The organism is Tardiphaga robiniae, assembly GCF_001618955.1.
Classification (GTDB): domain Bacteria; phylum Pseudomonadota; class Alphaproteobacteria; order Rhizobiales; family Xanthobacteraceae; genus Tardiphaga; species Tardiphaga robiniae_A.
Map to the genome: position 1 here is coordinate 344139 of NZ_LVYV01000012.1, position 25005 is coordinate 369143.

Annotated in this window: 28 protein-coding genes and 1 tRNA gene; 12 read left to right on the forward strand and 17 right to left on the reverse strand. The window is 61.1% G+C overall.

Annotated elements, in window-relative coordinates; genetic code table 11:
• Window positions 1-4: 4 nt before the first annotated feature.
• On the forward strand, window positions 5-379 hold the full coding sequence (locus tag A4A58_RS14835) for a DUF6285 domain-containing protein (RefSeq protein ID WP_068733292.1): 375 nt from the start codon (window positions 5-7) through the stop codon (window positions 377-379).
• Between the two features lie 11 nt (window positions 380-390).
• Here A4A58_RS14835 and A4A58_RS14840 read toward each other — a convergent pair whose 3' ends face one another.
• Window positions 391-1170, reverse strand: a complete 780-nt coding sequence (locus A4A58_RS14840) for an enoyl-CoA hydratase-related protein (RefSeq protein ID WP_068733293.1) — start codon at window positions 1168-1170, stop codon at window positions 391-393.
• A gap of 132 nt (window positions 1171-1302) precedes the next feature.
• On the opposite strand from A4A58_RS14840, the gene A4A58_RS14845 reads away from it, so the two are divergent.
• On the forward strand, window positions 1303-2577 hold the full coding sequence (locus tag A4A58_RS14845; protein ID WP_068733295.1) for an acyl-CoA dehydrogenase family protein: 1275 nt from the start codon (window positions 1303-1305) through the stop codon (window positions 2575-2577).
• Between the two features lie 8 nt (window positions 2578-2585).
• Here A4A58_RS14845 and A4A58_RS14850 read toward each other — a convergent pair whose 3' ends face one another.
• The 4 genes from A4A58_RS14850 to A4A58_RS14865 form a co-directional block, all read right to left on the reverse strand.
• Window positions 2586-3221 carry an HAD family hydrolase gene (locus A4A58_RS14850; RefSeq protein WP_068733755.1) on the reverse strand — a complete coding sequence of 212 codons (636 nt, stop codon included), beginning with the start codon at window positions 3219-3221 and terminating at the stop codon, window positions 2586-2588.
• Window positions 3222-3236: 15 nt separating this feature from the next.
• Window positions 3237-3611 carry a TIGR02301 family protein gene (locus tag A4A58_RS14855; RefSeq protein WP_068733757.1) on the reverse strand — a complete coding sequence of 125 codons (375 nt, stop codon included), beginning with the start codon at window positions 3609-3611 and terminating at the stop codon, window positions 3237-3239.
• A gap of 80 nt (window positions 3612-3691) precedes the next feature.
• Window positions 3692-4114 carry an NUDIX hydrolase gene (locus tag A4A58_RS14860; RefSeq protein WP_068733297.1) on the reverse strand — a complete coding sequence of 141 codons (423 nt, stop codon included), beginning with the start codon at window positions 4112-4114 and terminating at the stop codon, window positions 3692-3694.
• Between the two features lie 4 nt (window positions 4115-4118).
• Window positions 4119-4634 (reverse strand): hypothetical protein, encoded by a 516-nt coding sequence (locus A4A58_RS14865; RefSeq protein WP_068733299.1) that lies wholly within the window; start codon window positions 4632-4634, stop codon window positions 4119-4121.
• Window positions 4635-4695: 61 nt separating this feature from the next.
• Between A4A58_RS14865 and A4A58_RS14870 the strand changes: the two genes are divergently transcribed.
• Window positions 4696-5451 (forward strand): SOS response-associated peptidase, encoded by a 756-nt coding sequence (locus A4A58_RS14870; protein WP_068733301.1) that lies wholly within the window; start codon window positions 4696-4698, stop codon window positions 5449-5451.
• Window position 5452: 1 nt separating this feature from the next.
• On the opposite strand, the gene A4A58_RS14875 is transcribed toward A4A58_RS14870, so the two are convergent.
• Genes A4A58_RS14875 through A4A58_RS14885 form a run of 3 tightly spaced genes read right to left on the reverse strand, consistent with a single transcriptional unit; the run spans window position 5453 to window position 8382 of the window.
• Complete coding sequence (locus A4A58_RS14875; protein WP_068733303.1) at window positions 5453-5881, reverse strand: GNAT family acetyltransferase; 429 nt, start codon at window positions 5879-5881, stop codon at window positions 5453-5455.
• The gene (locus A4A58_RS14880; RefSeq protein ID WP_068733305.1) at window positions 5878-7335 is read right to left on the reverse strand and encodes an FAD-binding oxidoreductase; all 1458 of its coding nucleotides are present in this window, start codon (window positions 7333-7335) and stop codon (window positions 5878-5880) included. Before A4A58_RS14880 ends, A4A58_RS14875 begins: the two co-directional genes overlap by 4 nt.
• A gap of 51 nt (window positions 7336-7386) precedes the next feature.
• Window positions 7387-8382, reverse strand: coding sequence for an L-threonylcarbamoyladenylate synthase (locus A4A58_RS14885; RefSeq protein ID WP_068733307.1), 996 nt, complete (start codon window positions 8380-8382; stop codon window positions 7387-7389).
• Window positions 8383-8475: 93 nt separating this feature from the next.
• Between A4A58_RS14885 and A4A58_RS14890 the strand changes: the two genes are divergently transcribed.
• Window positions 8476-8552: transfer RNA gene (locus A4A58_RS14890), tRNA-Pro, on the forward strand.
• A 106-nt stretch (window positions 8553-8658) separates the two neighbouring features.
• Here A4A58_RS14890 and A4A58_RS14895 read toward each other — a convergent pair.
• Window positions 8659-9384, reverse strand: a complete 726-nt coding sequence (locus A4A58_RS14895) for a FadR/GntR family transcriptional regulator (protein ID WP_068733309.1) — start codon at window positions 9382-9384, stop codon at window positions 8659-8661.
• A gap of 141 nt (window positions 9385-9525) precedes the next feature.
• Window positions 9526-10536: a Gfo/Idh/MocA family protein gene (locus A4A58_RS14900; RefSeq protein WP_068733311.1), complete on the reverse strand. Its 1011-nt coding sequence runs from the start codon at window positions 10534-10536 to the stop codon at window positions 9526-9528.
• A gap of 255 nt (window positions 10537-10791) precedes the next feature.
• Between A4A58_RS14900 and A4A58_RS14905 the strand changes: the two genes are divergently transcribed.
• The 6 genes from A4A58_RS14905 (at window position 10792) to A4A58_RS14930 (ending at window position 16492) form a co-directional block, all read left to right on the forward strand.
• On the forward strand, window positions 10792-11955 hold the full coding sequence (locus A4A58_RS14905; RefSeq protein ID WP_158005684.1) for an ABC transporter substrate-binding protein: 1164 nt from the start codon (window positions 10792-10794) through the stop codon (window positions 11953-11955).
• A gap of 99 nt (window positions 11956-12054) precedes the next feature.
• On the forward strand, window positions 12055-13110 hold the full coding sequence (locus tag A4A58_RS14910) for an ABC transporter ATP-binding protein (protein WP_244499769.1): 1056 nt from the start codon (window positions 12055-12057) through the stop codon (window positions 13108-13110).
• A gap of 11 nt (window positions 13111-13121) precedes the next feature.
• A complete protein-coding gene (locus tag A4A58_RS14915; protein ID WP_068733317.1) occupies window positions 13122-14006 on the forward strand; it encodes an ABC transporter permease in 885 nt (294 codons plus the stop codon).
• 9 nt (window positions 14007-14015) lie between these two features.
• Entirely contained in the window at window positions 14016-14828 is an 813-nt protein-coding gene (locus A4A58_RS14920; RefSeq protein ID WP_068733319.1) for an ABC transporter permease, read from the forward strand.
• 283 nt (window positions 14829-15111) lie between these two features.
• A complete protein-coding gene (locus tag A4A58_RS14925; RefSeq protein WP_068733321.1) occupies window positions 15112-15426 on the forward strand; it encodes a hypothetical protein in 315 nt (104 codons plus the stop codon).
• A 238-nt stretch (window positions 15427-15664) separates the two neighbouring features.
• Window positions 15665-16492 (forward strand): NAD-dependent protein deacetylase, encoded by an 828-nt coding sequence (locus tag A4A58_RS14930; RefSeq protein ID WP_068733324.1) that lies wholly within the window; start codon window positions 15665-15667, stop codon window positions 16490-16492.
• Between the two features lie 16 nt (window positions 16493-16508).
• On the opposite strand, the gene A4A58_RS14935 is transcribed toward A4A58_RS14930, so the two are convergent.
• Window positions 16509-16730 carry a hypothetical protein gene (locus A4A58_RS14935; protein ID WP_092139391.1) on the reverse strand — a complete coding sequence of 74 codons (222 nt, stop codon included), beginning with the start codon at window positions 16728-16730 and terminating at the stop codon, window positions 16509-16511.
• Window positions 16731-17050: 320 nt separating this feature from the next.
• Between A4A58_RS14935 and A4A58_RS14940 the strand changes: the two genes are divergently transcribed.
• Window positions 17051-17929: a UPF0104 family protein gene (locus A4A58_RS14940; RefSeq protein WP_086937055.1), complete on the forward strand. Its 879-nt coding sequence runs from the start codon at window positions 17051-17053 to the stop codon at window positions 17927-17929.
• Between the two features lies 1 nt (window position 17930).
• Here the strand turns inward: A4A58_RS14940 and A4A58_RS14945 are convergent, their stop codons facing one another.
• Complete coding sequence (locus tag A4A58_RS14945) at window positions 17931-18623, reverse strand: class I SAM-dependent methyltransferase (RefSeq protein ID WP_068733328.1); 693 nt, start codon at window positions 18621-18623, stop codon at window positions 17931-17933.
• A 169-nt stretch (window positions 18624-18792) separates the two neighbouring features.
• Between A4A58_RS14945 and A4A58_RS14950 the strand changes: the two genes are divergently transcribed.
• The gene (locus tag A4A58_RS14950; protein WP_068733330.1) at window positions 18793-20001 is read left to right on the forward strand and encodes a DUF3419 family protein; all 1209 of its coding nucleotides are present in this window, start codon (window positions 18793-18795) and stop codon (window positions 19999-20001) included.
• Window positions 20002-20184: 183 nt separating this feature from the next.
• On the opposite strand, the gene A4A58_RS14955 is transcribed toward A4A58_RS14950, so the two are convergent.
• The 5 genes from A4A58_RS14955 to A4A58_RS14975 form a co-directional block, all read right to left on the reverse strand.
• Window positions 20185-20892 carry an ABC transporter ATP-binding protein gene (locus tag A4A58_RS14955; RefSeq protein ID WP_068733332.1) on the reverse strand — a complete coding sequence of 236 codons (708 nt, stop codon included), beginning with the start codon at window positions 20890-20892 and terminating at the stop codon, window positions 20185-20187.
• A complete protein-coding gene (locus A4A58_RS14960; protein WP_068733334.1) occupies window positions 20879-21622 on the reverse strand; it encodes an ABC transporter ATP-binding protein in 744 nt (247 codons plus the stop codon). The genes A4A58_RS14955 and A4A58_RS14960 overlap by 14 nt, the downstream gene beginning before the upstream one ends.
• Window positions 21619-22548, reverse strand: a complete 930-nt coding sequence (locus A4A58_RS14965) for a branched-chain amino acid ABC transporter permease (RefSeq protein ID WP_068733335.1) — start codon at window positions 22546-22548, stop codon at window positions 21619-21621. Before A4A58_RS14965 ends, A4A58_RS14960 begins: the two co-directional genes overlap by 4 nt.
• Window position 22549: 1 nt before the next feature.
• Window positions 22550-23404 (reverse strand): branched-chain amino acid ABC transporter permease, encoded by an 855-nt coding sequence (locus tag A4A58_RS14970; RefSeq protein WP_068733337.1) that lies wholly within the window; start codon window positions 23402-23404, stop codon window positions 22550-22552.
• Between the two features lie 128 nt (window positions 23405-23532).
• Window positions 23533-24756, reverse strand: coding sequence for an ABC transporter substrate-binding protein (locus tag A4A58_RS14975; RefSeq protein ID WP_068733339.1), 1224 nt, complete (start codon window positions 24754-24756; stop codon window positions 23533-23535).
• Window positions 24757-25005 lie beyond the last annotated feature (249 nt).

The window sequence follows — 25005 nt, forward strand, 5'->3', positions numbered from 1 at the left end:
AGACATGCAGGATGAACCGAGGCCGGACGAACTGGTGAAGGCCGTCGCGGAGTTTCTCCGCAACGACATTGCACCTCAAATCTCGGGCCATGCCGCCTTCAAGCTGCGTGTCGCGATCAACGCGCTTGATCTGGTGACCCGGCAACTGACGCTCGCCGGCGACAGCGACGCCGCCGAGCTGCATGGGCTCACGATGCTGCTCGGCGTGCATGGCACGCTCGACGGGTTGAACCAGGATCTCGCCGACCGTATCGCGCAAGGTGATGTCGATCTCACTACACCCGGTGTGAAGGAGCATCTGTGGCAGACGACACTGGCGAAGCTCGCCGTCGATCAGCCGAACTATGGTTCCTACAAGCGCGAGCTGGAACCGAAGTAAGCGCCGAAGCGCTACTTCCCCTTCCAGTTCGGCTTGCGCTTTTCGGAGAATGCCTTCGGTCCTTCGACGTAATCCTCCGATGCCGCCATCGCCTTCACCGCCGGATATTCGCGCTGCTCGGTGATCGCCTGTTCCAGCGACACCGCCATGCCCTTCTGGATCGCCTGCTTGGAGGCGCGGATGGACATCGGTGAGTTCTGGCAGATGGTCTCGGCCCAGCGCAGCGCGGCGTTCAGAGCTTCGCCCTGCGGCACCACCTCGTTGACGAAGCCAAGCTCATAGCCTTCCTGTGGCTTCACATGGCGCGCGGCGAGGATCATCCCCATGGCGCGCTTCATGCCGATCTGGCGCGGCAGCCGCTGTAGGCCGCCAGCGAGTGCGGCAAGGCCGACGCGTGGCTCGGGTAGTGCGAAGGTCGCATTTTCCGCAGCGATGATGAGGTCGCAGGCCAGCGCAATCTCGAAGCCGCCGCCCATGGCAACGCCGTTCACCGCAGCAATGATCGGTTTGTCGCAATCGAAGCGCGCGGTGAGGCCGGCGAAGCCCGACGTGTTCCAGCCGCGCTTGCCGCCGGCGGCTTGCCACTTCAGATCGTTGCCGGCGCAGAACGCCTTGTCGCCGGCGCCGGTGACGATCGCCACCCACTGTTCGGGATCACTAGCGAAGTCGTTGAATACCTCGTGCAGCTCGTTATGCGCGTCGGTGTGCAGCGCGTTGTAAACTTCCGGGCGTGACAGTGTCACGATGGTGATCGGTCCCTTGCGGGTCACAGTTGAGAATTGCAGAGCCATCGCGGCCTCCCTTTTGTTTTTCGTTAGGCAGAATTTACGCCGCGCGGGCGCGCTTGACTTGATCGGACGATGCCATCTTAATCGCTCGATTAACAAGAGCAACAAAGCTCGGAAAACAATCGGGAGAGTGCCTTGGATTTTTCCCTGCCGGCCGATCTGGTCGCCTATCTCGCCGAACTCGATTCATTCATCCTGCGCGAGATCAAGCCGCTCGAAGAGCGGGATGACAATATCCGCTTCTTCGATCATCGCCGCGAATGGGCGCGCACCGATTTCGACAATGGCGGGCTGCCGCGGCATGAATGGGAGCAGCTGCTGCGTCAGGCGAAGAATCTCGCCGACAATGCCGGCCATTTGCGCTTTGCAATCCCGAAGCGCTATGGCGGCAAGGACGGCAGCAATCTCTGGATGGCCGTGATCCGCGAGCATTTCGCCGCCAAGGGTCTTGGCCTGCACAACGATCTGCAGAACGAACACTCCATTGTCGGCAATCTGCCGCTGGTGACGATGCTGGACCGCTATGGCCGCGACGACCAGAAGGAGATGATCGAGGGCTCGATCACCGGCAAATATCGCATCACCTTCGGCCTCACCGAACCCGAACACGGCTCCGACGCCACGCATATGGAGACGACGGCCGTCGAGGCGACGCGTGATGGCGTCAAGGGCTGGGTCATCAACGGCGAGAAGATGTGGACCACGGGCATGCATGTGGCGACGCATTGCGCGCTGTTCGCGCGCACATCGGGGAATGACGGCGATGCCCGCGGCATCACCTGTTTTCTGGTGCCGGCCAAGGCCGCAGGTGTGAAGATCGAAGAATATATGTGGACCTTCAACATGCCCACGGACCATCCGCGCGTGTCGTTCACCGATGTATTCGTGCCGGATGATGCGCTGTTCGGCGAGATCGGTCGTGGTCTGTCACTGGCGCAGTGCTTCGTGCATGAGAACCGCATCCGCCAAGCCGCGAGTTCGCTCGGCGCCGCTGTCTATTGCATCAATGAGAGCGTGAAATACGCGCGCGAGCGGAAACCGTTCGGCGAGGAACTGGCGCGCAATCAGGGTATCCAGTTTCCGTTGGTCGAACTCGCCACGCAGGCGGAGATGCTGCGCCTTCTGATCCGCAAGACGGCGTGGGAGATGGATCAGCTCACCCAGGCGCAGGTCGAACACACGCTGTCGGACAAGGTGTCGATGTGTAACTACTGGGCCAACCGGCTGTGCTGCGAATCTGCCGACCGTGCGATGCAGGTGCATGGCGGCATGGGCTATTCACGCCACAAGCCGTTCGAGCACATCTATCGCCATCACCGCCGCTACCGTATCACCGAAGGCAGCGAAGAAATCCAGAAACGCAAGGTCGCGGGATTCCTGTTTGGCTATATGGGCGCGGGGAAGCACTAAGTGGTGCGTTAGTCGATGTAACCTGGAATCTCTGCAGGCGAGGCAACCAGATGCCGAGCGCCCGCGGAGGTCAGCTCCTCGCGGCCGCCATAGCCATAGAGCACGCCGATCGCCGGAATGCCGTTATTCGCGGCGCCGATAATGTCGTGCTTGCGGTCGCCGATCATGATCGCACGTGCGGGATCGGTCGAGGTTTCATCAAGCGCGTAGCGCAGCAGATCGCTCTTGTCGACGCGAGTACCGTCGAGCTCCGAGCCGAATACGCGCGTGAAATACTTGCGCAGGCCGAAGTGGTCGACGATACGGTCCGCAAAGACATGCGGCTTGCTGGTGGCGACAAACAGCCGGCGGCCTGTTGCGTGCAACGTATCGAGTGTCGCGATGATGCCATCATAAAGCGTGTTCTCGAACAGGCCGATCGTGCCGAACCGCTCGCGATAGAGTTCGACGCCGCGGTCGGCATCTTTCTCGCCGCCGAGCAGCGCCACGAAGCTGGCGCGCAGCGGTGGGCCGATGCACCAGGTCAGTTCATCCTGTGTCGGGACGGGAAGCCCGAGCTTGCCGAGCGCATACTGGATCGAGCCCGTGATGCCGATCTTGGGATCGGTCAGCGTCCCGTCGAGATCGAAGAAGACAGTGTCGATCGCATGTGGCTTCATCTAGTTCGCATACCTTGCGGTGAGATCGCGCGAGATCCGCGAGCCTTCGTCGATATAGCGGCGGATCGCGATACTGGCGGCAGGCGTGCAGGTCCGGTAGGTCTGCTGGAAGCCGTTATAGCCACGGTTGAAGCCAGCGATCATGCGGGTGCGGCGCTCGCCCGACGGCGTTTCGGCATCGACCAGCGCCTGCATCTCGTTGCGCCACTTGTTGCCTTCGTTATTGCCGCAGATGCCGCGCAAGTAATGCAGCGCGCCGAGAATTTCTGACATCCGCTGCAGGTCATTGTCGAACGGCGCAGCCGCGTCCTGTGCCCGGGCAGAGCCAGCGCAGAACGTCACAATCGTCAGAATGATGAGCAGATGCTTCAATATGAATGGTCCCGGAACCCGGCTGATATGCCTTTTCAAGGCGTCTGAAGCAAGGCAGCGCTGCCGGTGCGGCAAGGAGCTATTTATGGTCCGACCAGATCTTCCGCCATGGCAAGGATCGGACCGAGGCCTTCGGTGGTCTTGAAGGCGCCGAGATCGTCCGGCGCGACCCACTGGAAATCGTCAAGTTCGTCATTTAGCTCGGGCTCGCCAGCCACCCAGCGAGCGGCAAAGGACATGATCAGGTAATGCCCCGCGACCTTGTCGTTGGGCAGCACTTCGCGGAAGCCGGACAGGCCGACAATATCGATGGTCAGCCCGGTTTCCTCCATCACCTCGCGTGCGAGCGCGACGGCGAGGGATTCGCCAAATTCCACGCGTCCGCCGGGGAGCGAATAGAAGCCCTTGCCGGGCGAGCGGGCGCGGCGGACCAGCAGCACCTTGCCGTCGCGGAAGATGGCGGCGCTGGTGGCGAGTTGCGGATGGGCGGGAGGCGTGTCGGTCACGAGGTCATTGCGCCATGATGCTATCGACGTCAGATTCCTGATCGCGGCCGTTGATGATGCCGCCGGCAGTCCCGACCATGGGTTTCACCCAGCCGGCAGCCTGTTCGGCCAGCATGGCGCGGGTCCGGTCCTGCTGCACGGTTCGCATGGCTTCGCCGACAGTCGTCAGGATTTGCGTCATGTTCGCGACCAGCGCATCGAATTCTGCACGGATGGCCGGGCGTGCAGCCTCATAGGATGCGATGGCGAGATCGCGTGCCTTGAAGTTGGATTTGATGAAGTGCTCGGCATAGCTAAGCGGCTGCCATTCCAGGAACAGCTCATAGCAGTCCGGCATGTCCGGGATCAGCTCGAGCAACATGATGGCTTCATTGAAGTGATTGAGATAGTCGGTCGCCAGACCCGTGCGCGGATTAATATTGGCGGCCATCAGCTCGGCAGCTGACGCGACGGGGCCGGCACCGGCACTGGCCAGATCGTGATGGTCATGCTGCGCCGGTTGTATGGCCGTCAGGGTCATATGTCGCACTGTTGGTGTTTTGGGTTAAAACCGCCTGAAGAGGCAGGATTGCGGATCGAGAATGTGCGGGCGGTTTGTCATTACATCAGCGCCGGAAGCGTTACGGCAGGTATTCAGTTATATCGAGCAACCGAATTTTCCTGCGAGGTACAATATTGCGCCGACGCAGCCGGTTCCTGTTGTCATCGTTGAAAACGGATCCCGGCATTTCCGTCTAATGCGATGGGGCCTTTTGCCCTCCTGGGTCAAGGACCCGCGGAAGTTTACGCTTCTGATTAATGCACGCGCCGAGACGGTGCAAGAAAAGCCGGCCTTCAAAAACGCGATTCGCCGCCGCCGCTGTCTGATTCCGGCCGATGGCTATTACGAATGGCAAAACCGCGGTGAACGAAAACAACCGTATTTTATCCACCCACGTGCAGGTGGGCCGATGGGGTTCGCGGGTCTTGCCGAGACCTGGATGGGACCGAACGGCGAAGAAGTCGACACGGTTGCGCTTATCACCGCAGAAGCCAGCACCGGGATGTCGGTACTGCACCATCGCGTGCCGGTGACGATCGCACCCGATCATTTCGGCCAGTGGCTCGATTGCAGTTCGGATAGTGCGTCCGACGTGATGACGATGCTCGCTGCGCCCGCAGACGGCACCTTCGCCTGGCATCCGGTGGCGATGGCCGTCAACAAGGTGGCCAATGACGATGCGCAACTGATCCTGCCGATCTCGGCGGAAGAAGCCGCTGTAGAGCAGGTGAAGCCGACGAGGGCGCCGCGCAGGGTCGTGGTGAGCGAGGACGACGGCCAGGGCTCGTTGTTCTAGCTCACGGCGTCAGCGGCCGCCCGTCGAGCCACTTGGCATAGATCACGCGCTTCTGTTCGCCATAGCCAAGCGACTCGTAGAACGCCCGCACCTTGGTATTATCCGAACGCACCATGAGCTGCATTTTCTCGATGCCGCGCTCGCGCAACCAGTCTTCGGCTGCGCTCATGATGCCGCGGCCGAAATCCTGGCGCTGCTGGTCCGGATCGACCGAGACGTAATAGACCCAGCCGCGATGGCCATCATGGCCGACGAGCACGGAGGCGACGATGGCCTTTCCCTTGCGACCAACCAGGACATCGGCATTGGTGCCGGCGCGCGCCAGCCTGATATCGGCCTCCGGATCGTTCCAGGGCCGCACCAGTCCGCAGCGCAGCCAGAGCTGGATGACCGCCTGAATATCGGTGTCGACGAGCCGGGCAACTTTCAATGTTGCACCGGCAGCAGCACCTTGCCCGGATTGAGGATGTTCAGTGGATCCAGCATCGCCTTCAGGCTGCGCATCAGTTCGATGGCGACGGGATCCTTCACCGAGGGCAGCTCAGCCGCCTTCATCTGGCCGATGCCATGTTCGGCGGAGATCGAGCCGCCCATGCGCAGTACGACGTCGAAGACGACTTCGTTGACGTCGTGCCAGCGCGCCAGGAATTTCTCGCGGCCGTCGCTGTCGCCGAGCGTCTCCTTGGGCTGCGTGACATTGTAGTGGATGTTGCCGTCGCCGAGATGGCCGAACGGCACCGGACGTGCGCCGGGCATCAGCTTCACGACCGCAGCATTGGCTTCGGCGATGAATGCGGGCACGGAAGCGACCGGCACTGAGATATCGTGCTTGATCGATCCGCCTTCCGGCTTCTGCGCCGGCGAGATTTCCTCGCGCAATTTCCAGAACGCCTGACGGTGGGCGATGTTCTCGGCGATCACGGCGTCATCCACGATGCCGTCTTCAAAGCCGCGTTCGAGGATCGCTTCCAGTGTCGCGCGCGCGTCGTCGCGTCCCGACGACAATTCCATCAGTACATACCAGACGTGCTTGCTGGAGAGCGGGTCGCGAATGCCGATACCGTGGCGGACGCTGAAATCCACCGCGATATCGGCGATCAGTTCGAAACTGGTGAGATTGCCGCCGGCCTCAGAGCGGGAGATGCCGAGCAGCTTCAGCGCATCGTCCGGCGACTTCAGGCCGACAAAGGCGGTCTCGACCGCGCGCGGCTTCGGAAACAGCTTCAGCGTTGCGGCGGTAATGATGCCGAGCGAGCCTTCGGCGCCAATGAAGATGTTGCGCAGGTCGTAACCGGTATTGTCCTTCTTCAGCTTCGACAGGCCATTGAGAATGCGGCCATCGGCCAGCACGACTTCGAGGCCGAGTGCCATTTCGCGCGCCACGCCATAGGCCAGGGCGGTCGTACCGCCGGCATTGCTGGAGAGATTGCCGCCGATGGTGCAGCTGCCCTCCGAGCCCAGCGACAACGGAAACAGCCGGTCGGCTTCCGCGGCGCGCTGCTGCGCGACCTGCAGCACGAGGCCGGCTTCCACCGTCATCGTATTGGACGAAGTGTCCAGATCGCGCACCTTGTCCATCCGGCGCATCGACAGCACGACTTCACCGCCATAAGGCGTCTGGCCGCCGACGAGGCCGGTATTGCCACCCTGCGGCACCAGTGCGGTGCGGGTCTCGGTGGCGAGTTTGCAGATCGCGGCGACTTCGGCGGTCGAGCCCGGGCGCAGCACCAGCGGCGAAGTGCCGAAAAACAGGTTGCGATCCTCGGTGACGTATTGATGCACGTCGGCCTGATCGGTGATGGCGTATTTGTCGCCGACGATGGCCCGGAAGCGCGCAATGGTTTCGGGGGAGAGCGTGGGCGGCTTCGGCTGGACGATATTCATAACTATTCCCTTGGATATTTTCTTGGCGCGTTTCTTGGTCTTGCGTTCGAGTTACACGGCGGCGCGGCGCAGCCGGTCATTGATGGCTTCGCCGAGCCCATGGTTAGGCACCGGCATCACCGCGATGCCGCTCGCGCCCGAAGCCATGGCAGCGGCGTCGAGCGCGCGAAGATAGCCGAAAAGATTGGTGGCGGCTTCCCCGAGATCGCCCTGTTCGGACAAATTCAGGACAGCGGCGGCGGCCTCGATGCCGGGCAGCGGGGCCGATCCGAAGGCCAGTAGCGCCTCGCCGGGATTCACCGCCTCGGCCAGCAGCCGCACCCGTGTCCGCGGCGCATAATGCGAGGCCAGCATGCCCGGCGCCAGCGGCTGGTTGGTCTCGCTTGCGGGTTCGTCCGGCGGGCTCGCCAGCGGCTGGCCCAACACCCGTTCGATCGCCTCGCGCGGGAGGCCACCGGGACGGAGCAGCATCGGCGTGTCGAAACAACCGACGATGGTGGATTCAACGCCCACTTCAACCGGCCCGCCATCGAGAATCATGTCGATCCGGCCATCCAGATCGCTTAGCACATGGGCTGCGGTGGTCGGCGAGACATGCCCGGAGATATTGGCCGATGGCGCCACCACGGCACCGCCAAAGGCCTGCAGGAGCGCGTGGGCCACGGGATGCGCCGGCACGCGAATGGCGACCGTATCGAGGCCGGCGGTGGCCAGATCGGCCACCGGGCAGTCCGCCGTCCTGGGTAGCACCAGTGTCAGCGGCCCCGGCCAGAACGCCTCGGCAAGCGCCAGCGCGCGCGCATCGAATTGGGCGATGCCCCGGGCAGCGGCGAGGTCCGCCACATGGGCGATCAGCGGATTGAATGACGGCCGGCCCTTGGCCTCATAGATCCCCGCCACGGCCCGCGGATTGGCCGCATCGGAGCCGAGCCCGTAGACCGTCTCGGTCGGAAACGCCAGCAGCCCGCCGGCGCGCAGGCAGCGCGCCGCCTCCGCGATATGGGCGGCGTCGGCGGGGCTCATCCGGGTCGTCAGGCCTACGGCCATGCAGGGCAGATCCTTGTCTTCAAAATTGGTCAGGCTTCTTTACCGGGGTTCTTGCAGGATGCGAAACCCAAGGCTATAAGCCGCGCTCTTAGTCGGAGTGTGGCTCAGCCCGGTAGAGCACTGCGTTCGGGACGCAGGGGTCGCAGGTTCGAATCCTGCCACTCCGACCATGATTTCAATGACTTGGCGTCCTTTTGCGGCGCCGCCGTCTGTCAAGAATCTCCTGAATTTCATCTGAGTACAACCACCCGGGCGCGCGAGCCACGCTGCGCGCAGCTATCCGCCTTCAAAAACGCGCTTGCGGGCATTCTCGATATGCGACCGCATGGCTTCGCGAGCTCGGGCTTCGTCTCTGGAGGCGATCGCATCGAACACGGCCCGGTGCTCCTCTTGCCCACGCAGAAGTCGGTCGCGCGGCTGGATCAATGAGAGATTTCGATTGAGTGTGATACCCACGCTCACCTGAGACTGGATCGCGGCGAGGGTCGCGGCGAAGAAGCGATTGCCGGTGGCCTCTGCGACTGAGCGGTGGAACGCAATGTCTTCCTCTACGCCCAGCGCGGCATCTGCGATCACTTGATCCAGTGCCGCGATAGCGTCGCGGATCCGGCGCAGACCTTCCGGGTCGTGATCGCGCGCGGCAAGCGCGGCGGCTTCTCCTTCGATGCCGATGCGAAATACGAAACAGCGCTGTATATCGGCAATGCTTCCCACGGGAGCGTAGTTGTAAACGTCTGCCGCGGGACGTCGCATCACGAATGAGCCGGCGCCCTGCCGCGATGCGACGACGCCGTCATCACGCAGCCGCATCAGCGCTTCACGGACGACCGGGCGCGAAACGCCAAGTTGATCTGCCAGGCGTGTCTCGGGAGGAAGCCGCGAATTGACCGGGTAGATTCCGACCGTGATCTGGCTGAGGACATGATCGTAGACGCGGTCGCTGAGCTTTCCCGTCACAGCCGGGCGCTCCGGAATGTCGTCCCGTTTGACCGTTGAGCCCATGTTCACCCCGTCCTTGCTCCGAACATGCTCCAGTCTTTGGCAACATTACATCTTTTTGACAAGTCGGCGCACTGCCGCTGACAATCCGGGATTGCAGCGCTGGCCAAACGGCTTAGGCGCGAGCGGCCGTGAGGGCGACGGTCAAGCGCGGGCGGCGGCGTCTGACAGCCAGGCTTCGATCAGCCGTTGTACGTGAAGGGCGGAGCGCACGCTGTTGGACGGCTCGCGTCGTTGTTCGATTGCATCCAGCATTTCGGTGATCACTCCCCGATGCGGGCCGTGATCGAATGCCATCGGATCGGCACCTCCGCCGCCCGATTGCGCGGTCCCGACCGTCTCTGGCGGGCCTTCGTGGCGATGGATGGCCAACTGGAACGTCTCGAGATAGGCCGAGCCGCGCGTGCCAGCGATTTCGATACGCTCCGGATAGCCGGGCCGCGCAACACTGGTGGCATCGAGCACGCCGATGGCACCGCTTTGGAAACGGACCGCCGCCGCGGTCACGTCTTCAGTATCGATCGTTCGGAGCGGTGAGGTCGATACAAAACCGGCGACATCCTTGTGCGGCCCCACGAAATGCAGAAGCAGATCGAGAGTATGGATGGCCTGCGTGAGCAATACGCCTCCGCCGTCGCGAGCCTTCATGCCGCGGCCTGGTTGACGGAAATAGGCATCGTCGCGCCACCATCGGATCGATGCGCTCGCCGACAGGATATCGCCCAAATCTCCCTGATCCAGCACCGCCTTCAGGCGTAGTGCTGCGGGACGAAAGCGATGTTGCAGGCACACGCCGCACCGCACGCCAGTAGCCTCCGTGACGGCCGCGAGTTCTTCACCCCTGGCAACCGATATCTCGACGGGCTTCTCGACCAGAATGTGCTTCCCTGCTGCGGCTGCAGCCTGCACGGTCGCCAGATGCGTTCCGGGGGGCGTCAGTATCAGGACGAGATCGAGATCGGAGCGCGATAGTAAATCCTTTTGGCTATCGAAAACCGGAACGCCCCACTGCTGTGAGAACGCTGACCGCCGGTCCGCTGACGGCGCAAATCCGCCGACGATTGTAATCCGTCCCTGCGCCTGCAATTCAAGCAACGAAAGAATATGCGGCTTCACCGCCATCCCCAGCCCAATCAGGCCGACTCCAATTGGCATGCGTCTCTCCCGATGGCCGACCTTCTCAAGGCGCCGACTTGTCGGCTCTTAGGGTCGGTTATGAAGTCACAGATTGATATGCGAACGAGCAAGACGGGCAAGGTGCGACATCGCGACATCAGCAAGTCCTGCTCACGATCGGCCGATTGCGATCTCCCAATGCTTGACAGATGTCGCCCAACTCGTCGATGCTGTGTTTACAAATAAATGACAACCGCGCGCGACGCGGGTGCATATGCCAGGGAGGAATCGGAAATGCGGATCTGTCCGAATGCATTATTGCGCCCGTTTGCCGGCGCCGTGGCTGTCCTCGCCGTGACGGCTTTCGTTGGTGAACCTCTGAGGGCCGCCGAGCCGATCGTTCTCTCGATCATCGATACTGGTGGCGATCTCGCATCTACCCAGGTCATCATCGAAAACTACAAGAAGGCCAATCCCGACAAGATCAAGGAGATCAGGATTCAACGCGCGCCGGCGCCGGAGTTGCCGGCCAAGATCAAGGCTCAGCAGGATGCCGGACGACTGGACATCAACCTTGTGCTGACCGGGCAGGACGGTGGCGCGTTTCTCGCGGCCAACAACCAATTGATCAAGATTCCTGACTTCGAGAAACAGTTTCCGCGCGATGAGATGACGCCTGCCGGCAAGGCGCTGTACGACGAGGGCCGCGACTACATGGTGCCGTCGGTGGGCAACGCCGGCGGGCCGGTGTTCGTCTACAATCCCAGCAAGGTCCCCAACCCGCCGAAAACCGCCGAAGAATTGCTGGCCTGGGCGAAGGCAAATCCGGGCCGGCTGATGTATGCGCGGCCGGCGAATAGCGGACCGGGCCGGTCGATCGTGCTGGGCATGGCGCACATTCTGAATGACTCAAAGCCGCTTGATCCCGACAAGGGGTGGGACAAGACCTGGGCCTATCTGAAGGAGCTTGGGCAGTACGTCGAATACTATCCGACGGGCACCGCGATCACATTGAAGGAATTCGCCCAGGGGCAACGCTGGATCATCGCCGGCATCATGGAATGGGACATGAAGCCCCGTGCCCAGAGTGTCATTCCGCCGGACTCAAAGATCACCATCCTTCAGAACACGACCTTCGTGGTCGACGGACATTACTGGTGCATCCCCGCAGGCGTGCCGAAAGAGCAGGTCGACGTCATTCTCGATCTCATGAAGTTCATGCGCCGGCCCGAGCAGCAGGTCCTTTCCTGGCCGGGCTTCATTGGGCCGACGATCACTGCGGCCACCATGGAAAAGGCACCCAAGGAGATCCAGGAACTGGTGAAGGAGTTTTGGCGGCCCGAATACGACGAGGTCGGAACCAAATGGAAAGTATCCCCGCCGCTCGGCGTGAAGGAATTGAGCTACGCGATGGATCGTTGGGACCGGGAAGTGGGCGCAAACCAGGTCAAGAAGTAATCCATTCGATGAGCGTGCGGGTCCGCATGTACGGACCCGCCGGTGGCTTTGTTGCTTCTTATTCAGAAACGGGACGACATGAACGGGCCGGGAGATAGGTTGGACTCGCTGAAGCTTGGAATCACCAAGCGCTATGGCAACAAGACCGTGCTGGACAACCTTGAACTCGATATCCGAAAGGGCGAGTTCGTCACCTTCCTCGGACCGAGTGGATGCGGAAAGTCGACGGCCTTGTCGATCGTCGCTGGCCTGATTGCGGCCACCGAGGGCGAGATCAGGCTCAATGGAGCGCGGGTCGATCATCTGCCGCCCGAGAAGCGCGCGTTCGGAATGGTGTTCCAGAATTACGCGCTGTTTCCTCACATGACGGTCTTCGACAACGTCTCGTTCGGGCTCACCTTGAAGCCATTGTCCAAGGAGGAGATCAAGAAGCGCACCGATGCGATGCTCAAACTGGTGCAGTTGACGGGCTATGAGGAGCGCTATCCCGGTCAACTCTCCGGCGGTCAGCAGCAACGCGTTGCGATTGCGCGGGCCCTCGTGTTGCATCCGCGCCTGATGCTGTTCGACGAGCCGCTATCAAATCTCGATGCCAAGCTGAGGGTCGAGATGCGGGCGGAGATCAAGCAGATTCACGCCGCGCTGGGGTTGACGTCGATCTACGTGACTCACGACCAGGCCGAAGCACTGTCGCTGTCGGACAGGATTGTGTTGTTGCGCAATGGCGTCCTGATGCAGTCGGGTACCCCACAGGAAATTCACGACCGGCCGAAGAATGTCTTCGTGGCGGACTTCATGGGTTTCCGGAATTTCTTCAAGGTCAGGATCGCGTCAGTGTCCAACGGAATCGCCGAAGGTGTCGGCGACGGAATCCGTATTCGGGCACGGGCCGGGGCTGATGTGCGCGTGGATACCGATATGGTGATGGCGATACGCCCGGACGATATCCGGGCGGGCGGTGAGGTGGTTTCCGGTGCCGAAGATGTTAGTGGCCGTGTCGAAGTGGTCGAGTATCTCGGTCGGGAACAGGAAGCCGCCATACGGATCAATGATAACACGCGGGTCTGGTTGCGCACCGCCGAAGCAATACGAACGGCCGATACGATCGGTCTTCAGTTTCCGATCGACAAGGTCGTCTTGCTTCCCGCGGAATAGGTGAGAAAATAATGCGCGCCGTAGCCAACGATGAGAAGAGCGAATTCGACGCGCTGGCATTCTTCTGTTTGCTGCCGTCCTTGCTCTACGTTCTCTGCATGTTCGTCTATCCGTTTCTGTATGGTGTCTATCTCAGCCTTCAGCCGCAAAAGGTTAGCGGCTTCAGCTTTGCGAACTATCTCACCTTCTTCAGCGATCCCTATCAGTATGGTACGATCTGGATCACCTTCAGTCTGGCGATCCCCACCACGATTGTTGTTCTTCTGCTTGCACTCTGGCTGGCTTACGGCATGCGTCGCGGTATTTTCATGGAGCGCACCGTGACCACGATCCTGATCATGCCTATTTCGCTTGGCGTGATCCTGCTGTCGGAAGGTATCTTGGGTTTCTATGGTTCGCAGGGTTGGTTCAATCAGGTCCTTCTCGGATTAGGGCTTATCAAAGAGCCGTTCATTCTGACCCATAACTACGCTGGCGTTATGCTGGCGTTGTTCATGCAGCAGTTTCCGTTCTGCTTCCTGATGCTGCTGGGATACATATCCGGCATCGATCCCAGCCTTGAACGCTCGGCGCGGATGCTTGGTGCGACACCTTCGATTGTCTTCCGGCGCGTGATGCTGCCGCTCATCGCGCCCGGTCTTGCCATCGCATTCGCGCTGGTGTTCGTCATGAGCTTCGCGGTCTTTCCCTCGGCCATCATGCTCGGGCAGCCGGCGGGCACCACGCGCACGATCTCTATTGCGGCCTATCAGAAGGCCTTCGAACAATATGACATGTCGGCTGCGTCCGCGATTGCGGTGGTTATGGGCCTGTGTCAGCTGGCAGCGCTGCTGGTCATCATCCTGTTCCGTCGACGGTTGTCGCCAGCTGCGACGATGGGCGTCGGAAAGAGATAGGGCTGCACAATGCGAACCAGAATGTGGAAGCTCTCGCTCTATCTGTTCATTGTGGGTTTCATCCTCAACATGCTTGGGATCGTGTCGCATGTCGTGGTGAGTTCGTTCGCCAAGCGATGGTTCGGTGGCCTGCTGCCGCCGGCCTATACAACTGACTGGTTCGCTTACGCGTGGAAGAATTTCGATCTGGGGCAGGTGTTGGGTGTCACGCTGCTGATCGTGGTCGTTGTCGTCTTCCTTGCATTGGCCATTGGATTTCCGGCCGCTTACATTCTTGCGCGACGAAATTTTCGATTCAAATCGGTCATTCTGCTGCTGTATTTTTTGCCGCTGGTCATCCCACAGATGACTTACGGGATTCCGCTGGCAACCACTCTCTACCGATACGGGGTCGGCGGATCCGTTGTCGGCGTGATTCTGGCGGTCCTGGTGCCGATGGTCCCGTTGGCCGTCTTCGTGTTGATGCCATTTTTCGAGCAGATCAGCGTCAATCTGGAATGGAGCGGGTCAATGCTTGGCGCAAGCCGGGCCCAGATTTTCAGGCGGATTCTGTTTCCCCTGATGGTACCGGGAATACTGACCGCCGGCGTCCTTGTGCTGGTCAATACAATATCGAATTTCGAGCTCGCATTTCTCCTCGGCGGCGGTGGATCGCAGACGCTTGTCGTCGCGTTATTCTACAACATGTTCGCCGGTGGTGTTCGCCCCGTCTATTCCATCGATGCCATGGCTGTGATCTACATGGTGATGGTCATGACGCTGCTTCTGATCGCATTGCGGTTCGTGCGCCCGACACAGATGGTGTTCAAGCTCGACAAGTAAATTCATATTTGAGGCTGCGCGTGTTTGGGTCCGGGTTGGGTCATGACGCAAGGCGGACAGGGACCACCTGCCGAAGCATGGAGTCGGACCTAGTAACTGGCATCGACTTTTGTCGCGATCTTGAACCTGCCGTTCGGGGCGCGCAGATGTATGGAACGTTGAGCAGTCCGATGACGAGCAGCCGGTTGGGCTCTCGTTGGCATATTGGTTCATGTGCATCAGCTCGGTCCTGCGGGCGCCTGTTTCCAAATTGAATTTCGTGACTTTGCGGATACGTTGTACTTTGCGCTACACCGGCTTGGAACTTAATCCACCAACCGACGGGGTAACGGTGCAGATCATCTTCGCGCCGATCACTTTGACAACTGATGCGCCTGGCCAGACTCCGACTGGTGATCGGAAGCTGCTGTCGATCGTTTCGGCGCTGAGATGGATTCAGCGCTACGTCGGATCTGAAACCCGCGCGTCCCCTCAATGGATTGATGTCGTCAGCAGGCTAACCGCTGCGAGCGAAGATCCGGTCAGCACCGTTGACGCTAGGAATGCACTTCACGATGCAATGGTCGCCTATGGTTGGGCCAAGCGGAGCATTCATTGATTTCGTTCTGGCAAGGGACCGCGCGTGTCAGCCACCGACATAGATATGCCAATATGACGGTTAAGCACCTTGTCTCCACTCATGAACAAACCGGTTCATCCCCTCGCCAGCGATGTTCGACGCCGAGGCGTGATCTCGCGTGGTGGACTCGCCGAATTCCGTCCCCACATATGCAGTGCCAGGTTCCGCGTCCGTGGCGGTTTGGCCTGGTTTGCCGCCGAGAGATAAACGTCCCCACATGACCCCACCCAATGCCCTTCGCGACTTCGTCGATCGCCATCAACGTCTGTTTGTCCTGACCGGCGCCGGCTGCAGCACCAATTCGGGCATTCCCGATTATCGCGACACCGACGGCAACTGGAAACGCACGCAGCCTGTGACCTTTCAGGCCTTCATGGGCGAGGAACTGACGCGGCAACGTTATTGGGCGCGAAGCCTGATCGGCTGGCGTCGGTTTGGCCAGGCGCGGCCGAACGATGCGCATCACGCATTGGCGTGTCTTGAACAGATCGGCAAATGCGAAGTTCTGCTCACGCAAAATGTGGACCGGTTGCATCAGGCCGCTGGCAGCAAGAAGGTCATCGACCTTCACGGCCGGCTCGATCTCGTGCGCTGCATGGGATGTGAACGCCGGATCCAGCGCGATGAATTCCAGCACGAGATGGGTCACCTGAACCCTGGCTGGCTGGAGCTCGACGCGGCCGTTGCGCCCGATGGCGATGCCGATCTGGAGGGCGTCGATTTCGCGTCCTTTGTCGTTCCGGCCTGCGAGATCTGCGGCGGCATCCTCAAACCGGATGTCGTGTTCTTCGGTGAGAACGTGCCGCGCGAATTCGTCGATGCCGCGCTCGGCCACCTGCAGAAGGCCGACGCCATGCTGATCGCCGGTTCGTCTTTGATGGTCTATTCCGGCTTTCGCTTCGTGCAAGCGGCGGTGCGCGCGGAGATTCCGATTGCCGCGGTCAATCTCGGCCGCACGCGCGCCGACGAGTTTCTCAGCTTCAAAGTCGAAGACCGTTGCGAGGACGCGCTCGCATTTCTGCTTCAGCGGGCGGATGCGCCCTAACGGCGCAAGCGTCGGTTCAGGCCGCCAGATCCCACAGTCGCGGACAGCCGCGCAGAACCACGGCGCGGCCCGTGGGTGTCAGCGCCGGATCAGTGTCCGATAGCGCAACCAGTCCCATCGCAACCAGCTGATCGAGAACGTAACGGTTCAGCTTGGCCGGTGGCAGGATCGCGGGGCGAAGCATCCGCAGTGTGTCCCACTGGTTTTCGGTGAGCTGATATTCGGTCTCGGTCGACATGGTGTCCTGCTTGGATGAATCAGTGCATTCAGTGCGCATGGCTTACGGAACCCGCATGACCTTGATGCGACATGGCGGGGGCGAAATCTGGAAATCACCGGATTGTTGGATGACGCCAAAACGCTGCTTTTGCGCAGCTGTCACATGGACGTGCAACAGAACGCGCGAACACATGCGCGAATCACGGCGTGCTCAGACCTAATGAAAAGTAGAACAATGTGCCACCCGCATTGAAAAATATCATGCAGCTGATGCGTACGCGCCTCAGCTGGAGGTGGCTTGGCGCGCTCCTTAGCATAGCAATTGCTACGATTGCGTTTATGGCGCTGTCCAAGGCGCTCAAGGGCGTGGATTTTGCCCACGTGCTGTCTGCCATGCACATGGTACCGCCAGGCAGCATCGCGCTGGCGCTGGCGCTGGTGGCGATCTCCTATGGCAGCCTGACGCTGTATGACTGGCTGGCGCTGCAGATGATCGGGCGGCGGGACATTCCCTTCAGGATTGCAGCGCTGGCCAATTTCACCAGTTATCCCATTTCGCACGGAACCGGCGCCGTGCTGCTGGTGTCATCGGCAGTGCGCTACCGGATCTATGCGCCGCATGGCATCGGCCCTGCCGGCGTCGCGCGCATCTGCTTCCTGACCGGGCTCACCTTCTGGCTCGGCAATCTCACCGCACTGGCGCTCAGCACCTTGCACGAGCCAGGCGCCATCAGCCGGATCGATCAGCTCTCGCCCGAGATCAACCGCTTCATCGCGGTCGCAATTCTCATGGGTATCATCGCCTATGTGGGCTGGACGTGGAACGGCATTCGGACACTCGGTGGTCGCAACTGGTCGGTGCCGGTGCCGAGCGGGCGCAACGTATTCTTCCAGATCGGTATCGGGCTCGTCGATCTCGGAGCGGCGGCGCTGGCGATGTATGTGCTGATCCCCGAGACGATGGATGTTGGCGTCGCGCAGGTGATCGTCGTCTTCATCGCCGCGACGCTGTTGGGATTCGCCAGCCATGCACCCGCGGGCATTGGCGTGTTCGATGCGACGATTCTGGTCGGGCTCGGCGGCGAACATACCGAGCAGCTACTGGCTGTGCTGCTGCTGTTCCGGCTGTTCTATCACCTGATCCCGTTCGTGCTGTCGCTCACGCTGTTCGGTGCTGTGGAAGCCTATCGGAATGTGAACAGGCGCAAGCTCGCCTGAATTACGTCGGCAGCGTCAGCACCGCCGATTGCGCATAGCCGCGGAACGGGCGATTGAAATCGAGATTGGCGTGGTGGCGCTCGGCGAGTGTCTTCAGCACATCGAGAAGCTCGCGGCGTGGCATCACGTCGAACAGCGTCAGCCAGCGCAACAGCAGCTTGCTTGCGATCTTGGGCAGCCGCTCCTGATGGCCGAAATCGACGATGTGTAGTCGCCCACCAGGCTTGAGCTGGGATACGGCGTGGTCGAGCACATCCTGCCAGCCCGGGATCATCGAGAGGCTGTAGGAAATCATGACGTGGTCGAACGACGGAACAGCAAAGATGCGTGCCGGATCGAAATTCGTCGCATCGCCATGGGCGACGCGAACGGTATCCGTGAGCTCGTTGCGTGCAATTGATGCGATGGCCGTGGTCAGCATCTCGGTCGAAATATCGATGCCGTAGAATACCGCTTGTGGATATCTGCGGGCAGCCTGAACCAGATTGCGGCCGGTGCCGCAGCCGACCTCCAGCACTGTCGCGCCCGGCGCGGGTGCCAGTTCGGCGATAAGCTGATCGCGACCGAGCAGATAGTACCGGCGCGTCGCGTCATAGATGAAGCGCTGCCAGCGATACATCCGGTTCATGCGATGCGTGGCTTCGTTCGACCACGCGGGCTGACCGCCGTCTTCGTATTCGGAGACAATCGTCATGGCGCACCTCGTCGCATCCGGATGGGCGATCCATTTCATCGCAACACGACAGCGGTGTGACAGTAGTTTCGTCGCGGGTATCGGCCGAAATTTAGAACGACTGTCGCAAAACCGCAGTCTGCGCTTGATAAAAATTTCAGATTGTCGATTCGAAGGGTCCAAGAAGCCGATGAATACGCATCTGATCGCCGACGCCGTTCGCAATAGCCGTGGTCGCGAGGAAACGACGATCTGGGACAGGCTGTTCGCCTTCTGGTTCCGCCGGCTGGTCTATACCCAGATATGGGAAGATCCCGAAGCCGACATGGCGGCGCTGAAGCTGGCGCCCGGTTCGACGATTGTCACCATCTCCAGCGGCGGCTGCAACGCGCTGTCCTATCTGTCGGCGAAGCCCGAACATGTCTATGCGATCGATCTGAATGAAGCGCATTTGTCGCTGCTCAAGCTCAAGCTTGCCGGCCTGCGCGCACTGCCGAACTATCAGGACTTCTGGAAATTCTTCGGCGAAGGCGCATCCGATACCAATGTAGGCCTCTATCGCGAGCGGCTGCGTCCGCTGCTCGACGTCGAGGCGCGCGGCTATTGGGACGAGCGCGATATCCAGGGCCGCCCGCGCTACGGTTACTTCAGTGACGGCTTCTATCGTCATGGCGCGCTCGGCCGTTTCATCGGCTTCGCGCATACGCTGGCGAAGCTCGCCCGCATCGATCTCAAGGCGTTGTTGCACGAGGACAAGCAGTCCCCGGCGCGCAAGCGTGCGCTGGAACGACTGCACTGGCTGTTCCACTCCCGGCTCGCTCGTATGATGACGAAGACCCCGGCGCTGTTGTTCAGCCTCGGCATCCCGCCGCAGCAGCGCACGCTGCTGGGCGGCAATCAGCCGCTCAACGAAGTGCTGCATCAGCGTCTGCTCGCTCTGATCGACGTGCATCCGAACGCCAACAACTATTTTGCCTGGCAGGCGCTGAGCCGCAGCTATGTCGGCCCCGGCGATAAATGCCTGCCGCTCTATCTGCAGCAGAGCCGTTACGCGGACACCGCCAGCCGCGCCGCTCTGGTCACGCCGGTGCATGCCAATCTGCGCGTGTTCCTGGAGAGCCTTCCAGCCCGCCAGATCGACGCGGTCGTGCTGCTGGATTCGCAGGACTGGATGGCGCCGGATGAAATCCGTGCGCTGTGGGACGCGATCGACCGCGCCGGCAAGGATGGCATCCGGGTGATCTTCCGCACGGCCGGTGCGGAATCACCGCTGGACGATCCGGAACATGCATCGCTGCGCGAGACGTGGCAGCGCGATGAGACGCGTAGTGCCGAAGGTCTGGCTGCGGATCGTTCGGGCATCTATGGCGGATTTCATCTGTACACGCGGAAAGCGTAAGGCAGCATTTCTAACCTCGCCCCGCTCTGCGCGGGGAGAGGTCGACCTGCGAAGCCGGTCGGGTGAGGCGCATGGCACGGCGCTCGTCACAGCGACGAAGCCTGCGGATCGAAAGAGCCCCTCACCCCAGCCCTCTCCCCGCAAGGGCGGGGCGAGGGAGCTCAAGGCCGGTGCGCAGCTCCGTCACACCCCCAGATAAATCTGCTGGATATACTTGTCGCCAGCAATCTCCGCTGACGTTCCCTCACGGATCGTCCGCCCATGTTCCAGCACATAAACGCGATCCGCAATCCGCAGCGTCGATGTCGCGTCCTGCTCGACGATCAGGATCGCGGTGCCGTCTTTCCTGATCTGCTGGATCGAATCGAAGATCAGTCCCTTCAGCCGCGGCGCGATGCCGACGGACGGCTCATCCAAAAGCAATAGCTCCGGCCGGCCCATCAGCGCGCGGCCGATGGCCACCATCTGCTGTTCGCCGCCGGACAATGTGCTGGACTGCTGCCATTGCCGTTCGCGCAGCACCGGGAATAGCGTGAAGACGCGCTCCAGGTCATTCTGGACGTCGGCGTTGTTCTTGCGCAGGTAAGCGCCGAGCTGCAAGTTCTTCAGCACCGACAATTCCGAGAACAGTTTTCGCCCCTCGGGACAGTGGCAGATGCCCTTGGCGACGACGTTATATGGCTCGATCGGGTGCAGCGACGCATCCTTGAAGTTCAGTGTGCCTTGGGATGCGATCGAGCGCGAGATCGCCTTCAGCAGTGTGGTCTTGCCGGCGCCGTTGGGGCCGAGCACGCCGATGAGCTCGCCTTTCTCGACCCTGATCGAGACGGATTCGATGGCCAGCGCCTTGCCATAGCTGACCTTGAGATCGGCGACTTCAAGCAGAGGCATGGGCTTCCTCCGTCTTGCCGATATAGGCTTCGATCACCTTCTCGTTCTTCACGATCTCTTCCGGTGGGCCGACGGCGATGATCTCGCCGAAATTCATCGCGATCACGCGCGATACGAGTGCCATGAACTCGCGCAGCTTGTGTTCGATCAGTAAAATAGTGAGGTTCTCCTCGCGATGCAGCCTGCGGATCAGCTGTGCCAGTTGTTCGATCTCGCTGCTGCCAAGCCCAGCGAAGGGCTCGTCGAGCAGCAACAGGTCCGGCCGGGTCGCCAGCGCGCGGGCGATTTCGAGCCGCCGGAGGTCGCCGTAAGGCAGCGTCTCCACTGGCTCCTTGTCGCGTCCGCCGAGACCGACCTGGGCGAGCAGATAGCTGGCGCGTGCTTCCTTGTCCTTGTCCTCGCTGGCGCGCGGCGACATGCAGGCGACCAGCACGTTCTCCAGCAGGTTCATGCCGACAAAGGGACGCGTGAGCTGGAAGGTGCGCGCCATGCCGCGATTGACCACTTTGTAGGGGGCAAGTTCGCGCACCAATTCGCCGTTGAAGTGAATAGTGCCGGTGGTCGGCTGCATGAAGCCGGTGAGGATGTTGAACAGCGTGGTCTTGCCGGCGCCGTTGGGTCCAAGAATCCCGGTGAACTCGCCCTTCTTCAGCGTAAAACTCGCGTTCTTCACGGCGGTGAGACCTCCGAAGCGCTTGGTCACGCCGTTGACTTCGAGCAGGTCGGTCATCGCAGGCGCTCCGTCAGCCGGCGCCAGAGCGGCGCGATCAGTCCATTGGGCAGGAAGAATAGGATCAGCATCAAAGTCAGCGTGTAGATCCACAGCCGGTATTCGCCGAAGCCGCGCAGCATCTCGGTGAGCAGCGTCAACAGGATTGCGGCCACTGCAGCCCCGTAGATCGAGCCGATACCGCCGACATAGACCATGATGATCACCGTGATCGAGACCACGACCGAGAACAGCGGCGGTGACACCTGCAGCTGGTAATGCGCATAGAGCGCGCCGCCAAGCCCGGCGAAGCCGGCCGAGATCATCAGCGACACGATCTTGTAGAACGTGACATTGATGCCGGCAGCCTGACAGGTCGCCTCGTCGCCGCGGATCGCGCGCAGCAGGAGTCCCCAATGCGATTGCGCCAGCAGCGTCAGCGCGATCACGGTGACCGCGAGAATCGCCAGCACGAACCAGTAGTAATGCAGCGGGTTCTTCATGAGGGGATCGAGGCCGTAGATGCCTTCCTCACCGCCGGTATATTCCCAGAAGATCAGACACAGCCGCTGCAGGATCGCCGAAGCGGACAGCATCGCCAGCGCGAAATAAGGCCCACGCAACCGCAATGTCGGGAAGCCGACCAGCAGGCTGAAGGCGATAGCGATTACGACGCCGAGCGGCAGGCTGATCCACGGATTGGCCGACCAGATCGAGGACAGGAAGCCGGCGGTATAGGCACCGGCGCCGATGAACAGCGAGTGGCCGAAGTTCTCGCGCCCGGTGAGGCCGGACATGAAGTCCCAGCTCGAAGCCCAGATGCCGTAGATCACGCAGACGGTGAGCACGCCGGTGAGATAGTTGCTGGCGGCGAACATGGGCAGCAAAGCGAGAAAGGCGACGACGAGGATGCCGCCTGCGATGTCGATGGGGGCGATGCGTTTCATGTCAGAATGCCGCCCGTCGCCCGAGGAGTCCCGACGGGCGTATCATCAGCGTGACGACGACTGCGACCAGCGACACCAGCTCGGTCCATGATGTTGAAATCAGATAGGCGACGATGGTCTCGGAATAGCCGAGAATCAGCGACGCGATAATGCTGCCGGGGATCGAGCCGAGCCCGCCGACGATGACGATGGCGAAGGCCTTCACCATCGGCAGCAGGCCCATGGTGGGCTGCACCGTGAGGAATGGCGACACCAGCACGCCGGCAAGCGCCGCGGTGCCGGCGGAAATCGCCATCACGATGGAGAAAATGCGGTTGGTCGGGATGCCCATATATTGCGCGGCTTCCGGATCCTGCGATACCGCGAGGATCGCCGCGCCGAGGCGCGTGCGCTGGATGAACAGCCAGAGGCCGAGCAGCACGAGGACACCGGCGACAAGGGCGAGCAGGCGCTGGCCGGAGATATCGACGCCGCCGATCGAGAGCTTGTCAGCCACGAAGGAAGGCACGTTGCGATATTCGGAGCCGAAGGTGATGAACAGCGCCTGTTCGACAGCCAGCGAGACGGCGAGGGTAATCATCAGCACGGCGAGTTGAGACGAGCGCAGCGGACGCACCAGAAAACGTTCCATCACCACGCCGAAGCCCGCGACGATCAATACCGCCAGCGGGGCTGCGATGAAGAGCGGAACGCCGAGCAGCGAGGTGAGGACATAGGCCGCATAGGCGCCGAGTGCGTAGAACGAGCCATGGGCGAGATTGAGGATGCGAGCGACGCCGAAGATCAGGGTGAAACCAACGGCCAGCATCGCATAGATGGCGCTGGAGACCGCGCCGTAGATCAGAATCTGAAGCATGAGAACCCGCTGTTGAAGACCGGACGGCGGAGGGCGAACTTCTTCGGGCTCGCTTCTCCCGTTTTCCGGCCGGCGAGGGATCGCCGGCCGCGCGGTTACGCTGCGGTCAGATGACCGCCATCAACAAATCAGTTGCTCATCCAAGGCGGTGCGATCATCGGGCCGGTAGCGGCTTCCTTCGGCCAGACCACGACGCGGGCGCCGTCCTTCTGCCACTGCACGAACAGCAGGTTCTGCAGTCCCGGGCCGGTCTTCACATCGTGTACTTCGTCGAACACCAGCTTGCCGGCGATGCCGACATGGTCGGTCTTTTCCAGCTCCTTGATGACAGCGTCGGGTTCGATGGAATTGGCGCGCTTCACGGCATCGGCATAGACATAGACCGCGTCATAGGCGCCGATGCCGGTATAGACGGGCGCGGTGCCGAAACGCTTCACGAATTCATCCCAGAATGGAATGGTCTTCGGGGTAAGCGGCGCGCGGATGGCGAACATGCCGACGGTTTCGGCATTGGCCTTGCCGCTGACGCGGGTGAAGAAGTCGGCGTCCTGGCTCTTGACGTCGATGCCGCCGATCGGGATCGGCACCTGCGCGTCATGCCACTGCTTGACGAAGATGTCCGATGAGGCATGCGAGAGCACGACGATCAGATACTGCGCGCCGGAATTCTTCACCTTGGCGAACAGCGGCGAGAAATCAGAAGTCGAAGTGTCGAAGAATTCGGCCAGCGTCACGTCGGTGCCGCCGTCGGTCGCGCCCTTTTTCAGGATCGGAACGAGATCCTGCACCCATTTCGCGTTCTCGCCGACGATGGCGATCTTCTTCAGGCCCATCTCGCCTTTCAGCTTGCCGTTGATGAAGTCGACCAGCGCGCGCGCCTGATGCGCCGCGTTGATGGGGAAGGCGCGGAAGATATATTTGTAGTTCTCATAGTCTGTTTTCACCTTTGCGGTGATGGCCGGGGAGGCCGCGCCGACGCCGATATAGATCGTCTTGGCGTTGGAAATATGCGGCAGCTGGGCCAGTGTGACGCCTGACGTATAGCCGCCGATCAGCACGTTGACCTTGTCATCGGCGGTGAGTTTCTTGATTGCAGCGATGCCCTGTTCGGGATTCTCGGTCTCGTCGGCGACAACCATTTCGAGCTTGCGGCCGAGCAATCCGCCCTTGGCGTTGATCTCTTCGATAGCCAGCTTAGCGGCGTTCTGCGTATCGCGGCCGACCTGCAGCTGGACCGAAGTCGGAATGCCGATCTTGATCGGCGCTTGCTGGGCAGATGCTGGAGCAGTGGAAGCAAGGGCGCCAGCAACAATCATACTCGCAGCCGCAAGCGGCCTCAGAAATGAGTCCATGGTGTCTCTCCCTAGAGGCATCTGGGTCGTTGCCCGATGCTTTTTTGTGTGATCACAGACTGCCAAGTGCGGCGAGAGCAAGTCAAGGAAGATTGCGCGCAGCAACACTGTGTCGCGGATTAAATTGCGAGCATTCACAACGTGTACTTCTGTTGCGTTGCGATGACGCGCAGGCGCAATGTGCCTTGCAGTTGTAGGCGCGCAACCGGCCGTGCGAGGCTTGACGCTGATGGATCATCTCGCGGGATG

Excerpts from the sequence above, each read along its gene's own strand:
- A4A58_RS14880 (WP_068733305.1), bottom strand. The coding sequence starts at position 7,335 with ATGAATATCGTCCAGCCGAAGCCGCCCACGCTCTCCCCCGAAACCATT.
- A4A58_RS14970 (WP_068733337.1), bottom strand. The coding sequence starts at position 23,404 with ATGCTTCAGATTCTGATCTACGGCGCGGTCTCCAGCGCCATCTATGCG.
- A4A58_RS14920 (WP_068733319.1), top strand. The coding sequence starts at position 14,016 with ATGCGAACCAGAATGTGGAAGCTCTCGCTCTATCTGTTCATTGTGGGT.
- A4A58_RS14960 (WP_068733334.1), bottom strand. The coding sequence starts at position 21,622 with ATGACCGACCTGCTCGAAGTCAACGGCGTGACCAAGCGCTTCGGAGGT.
- A4A58_RS14900 (WP_068733311.1), bottom strand. The coding sequence starts at position 10,536 with ATGCCAATTGGAGTCGGCCTGATTGGGCTGGGGATGGCGGTGAAGCCG.
- A4A58_RS14870 (WP_068733301.1), top strand. The coding sequence starts at position 4,696 with ATGTGCGGGCGGTTTGTCATTACATCAGCGCCGGAAGCGTTACGGCAG.
- A4A58_RS14950 (WP_068733330.1), top strand. The coding sequence starts at position 18,793 with ATGAATACGCATCTGATCGCCGACGCCGTTCGCAATAGCCGTGGTCGC.
- A4A58_RS14935 (WP_092139391.1), bottom strand. The coding sequence starts at position 16,730 with ATGTCGACCGAGACCGAATATCAGCTCACCGAAAACCAGTGGGACACA.
- A4A58_RS14940 (WP_086937055.1), top strand. The coding sequence starts at position 17,051 with ATGGCGCTGTCCAAGGCGCTCAAGGGCGTGGATTTTGCCCACGTGCTG.
- A4A58_RS14895 (WP_068733309.1), bottom strand. The coding sequence starts at position 9,384 with ATGGGCTCAACGGTCAAACGGGACGACATTCCGGAGCGCCCGGCTGTG.
- A4A58_RS14965 (WP_068733335.1), bottom strand. The coding sequence starts at position 22,548 with ATGAAACGCATCGCCCCCATCGACATCGCAGGCGGCATCCTCGTCGTC.
- A4A58_RS14955 (WP_068733332.1), bottom strand. The coding sequence starts at position 20,892 with ATGCCTCTGCTTGAAGTCGCCGATCTCAAGGTCAGCTATGGCAAGGCG.
- A4A58_RS14945 (WP_068733328.1), bottom strand. The coding sequence starts at position 18,623 with ATGACGATTGTCTCCGAATACGAAGACGGCGGTCAGCCCGCGTGGTCG.
- A4A58_RS14840 (WP_068733293.1), bottom strand. The coding sequence starts at position 1,170 with ATGGCTCTGCAATTCTCAACTGTGACCCGCAAGGGACCGATCACCATC.
- A4A58_RS14865 (WP_068733299.1), bottom strand. The coding sequence starts at position 4,634 with ATGACCCTGACGGCCATACAACCGGCGCAGCATGACCATCACGATCTG.
- A4A58_RS14915 (WP_068733317.1), top strand. The coding sequence starts at position 13,122 with ATGCGCGCCGTAGCCAACGATGAGAAGAGCGAATTCGACGCGCTGGCA.
- A4A58_RS14930 (WP_068733324.1), top strand. The coding sequence starts at position 15,665 with ATGACCCCACCCAATGCCCTTCGCGACTTCGTCGATCGCCATCAACGT.
- A4A58_RS14975 (WP_068733339.1), bottom strand. The coding sequence starts at position 24,756 with ATGGACTCATTTCTGAGGCCGCTTGCGGCTGCGAGTATGATTGTTGCT.
- A4A58_RS14905 (WP_158005684.1), top strand. The coding sequence starts at position 10,792 with ATGCGGATCTGTCCGAATGCATTATTGCGCCCGTTTGCCGGCGCCGTG.
- A4A58_RS14835 (WP_068733292.1), top strand. The coding sequence starts at position 5 with ATGCAGGATGAACCGAGGCCGGACGAACTGGTGAAGGCCGTCGCGGAG.
- A4A58_RS14885 (WP_068733307.1), bottom strand. The coding sequence starts at position 8,382 with ATGGCCGTAGGCCTGACGACCCGGATGAGCCCCGCCGACGCCGCCCAT.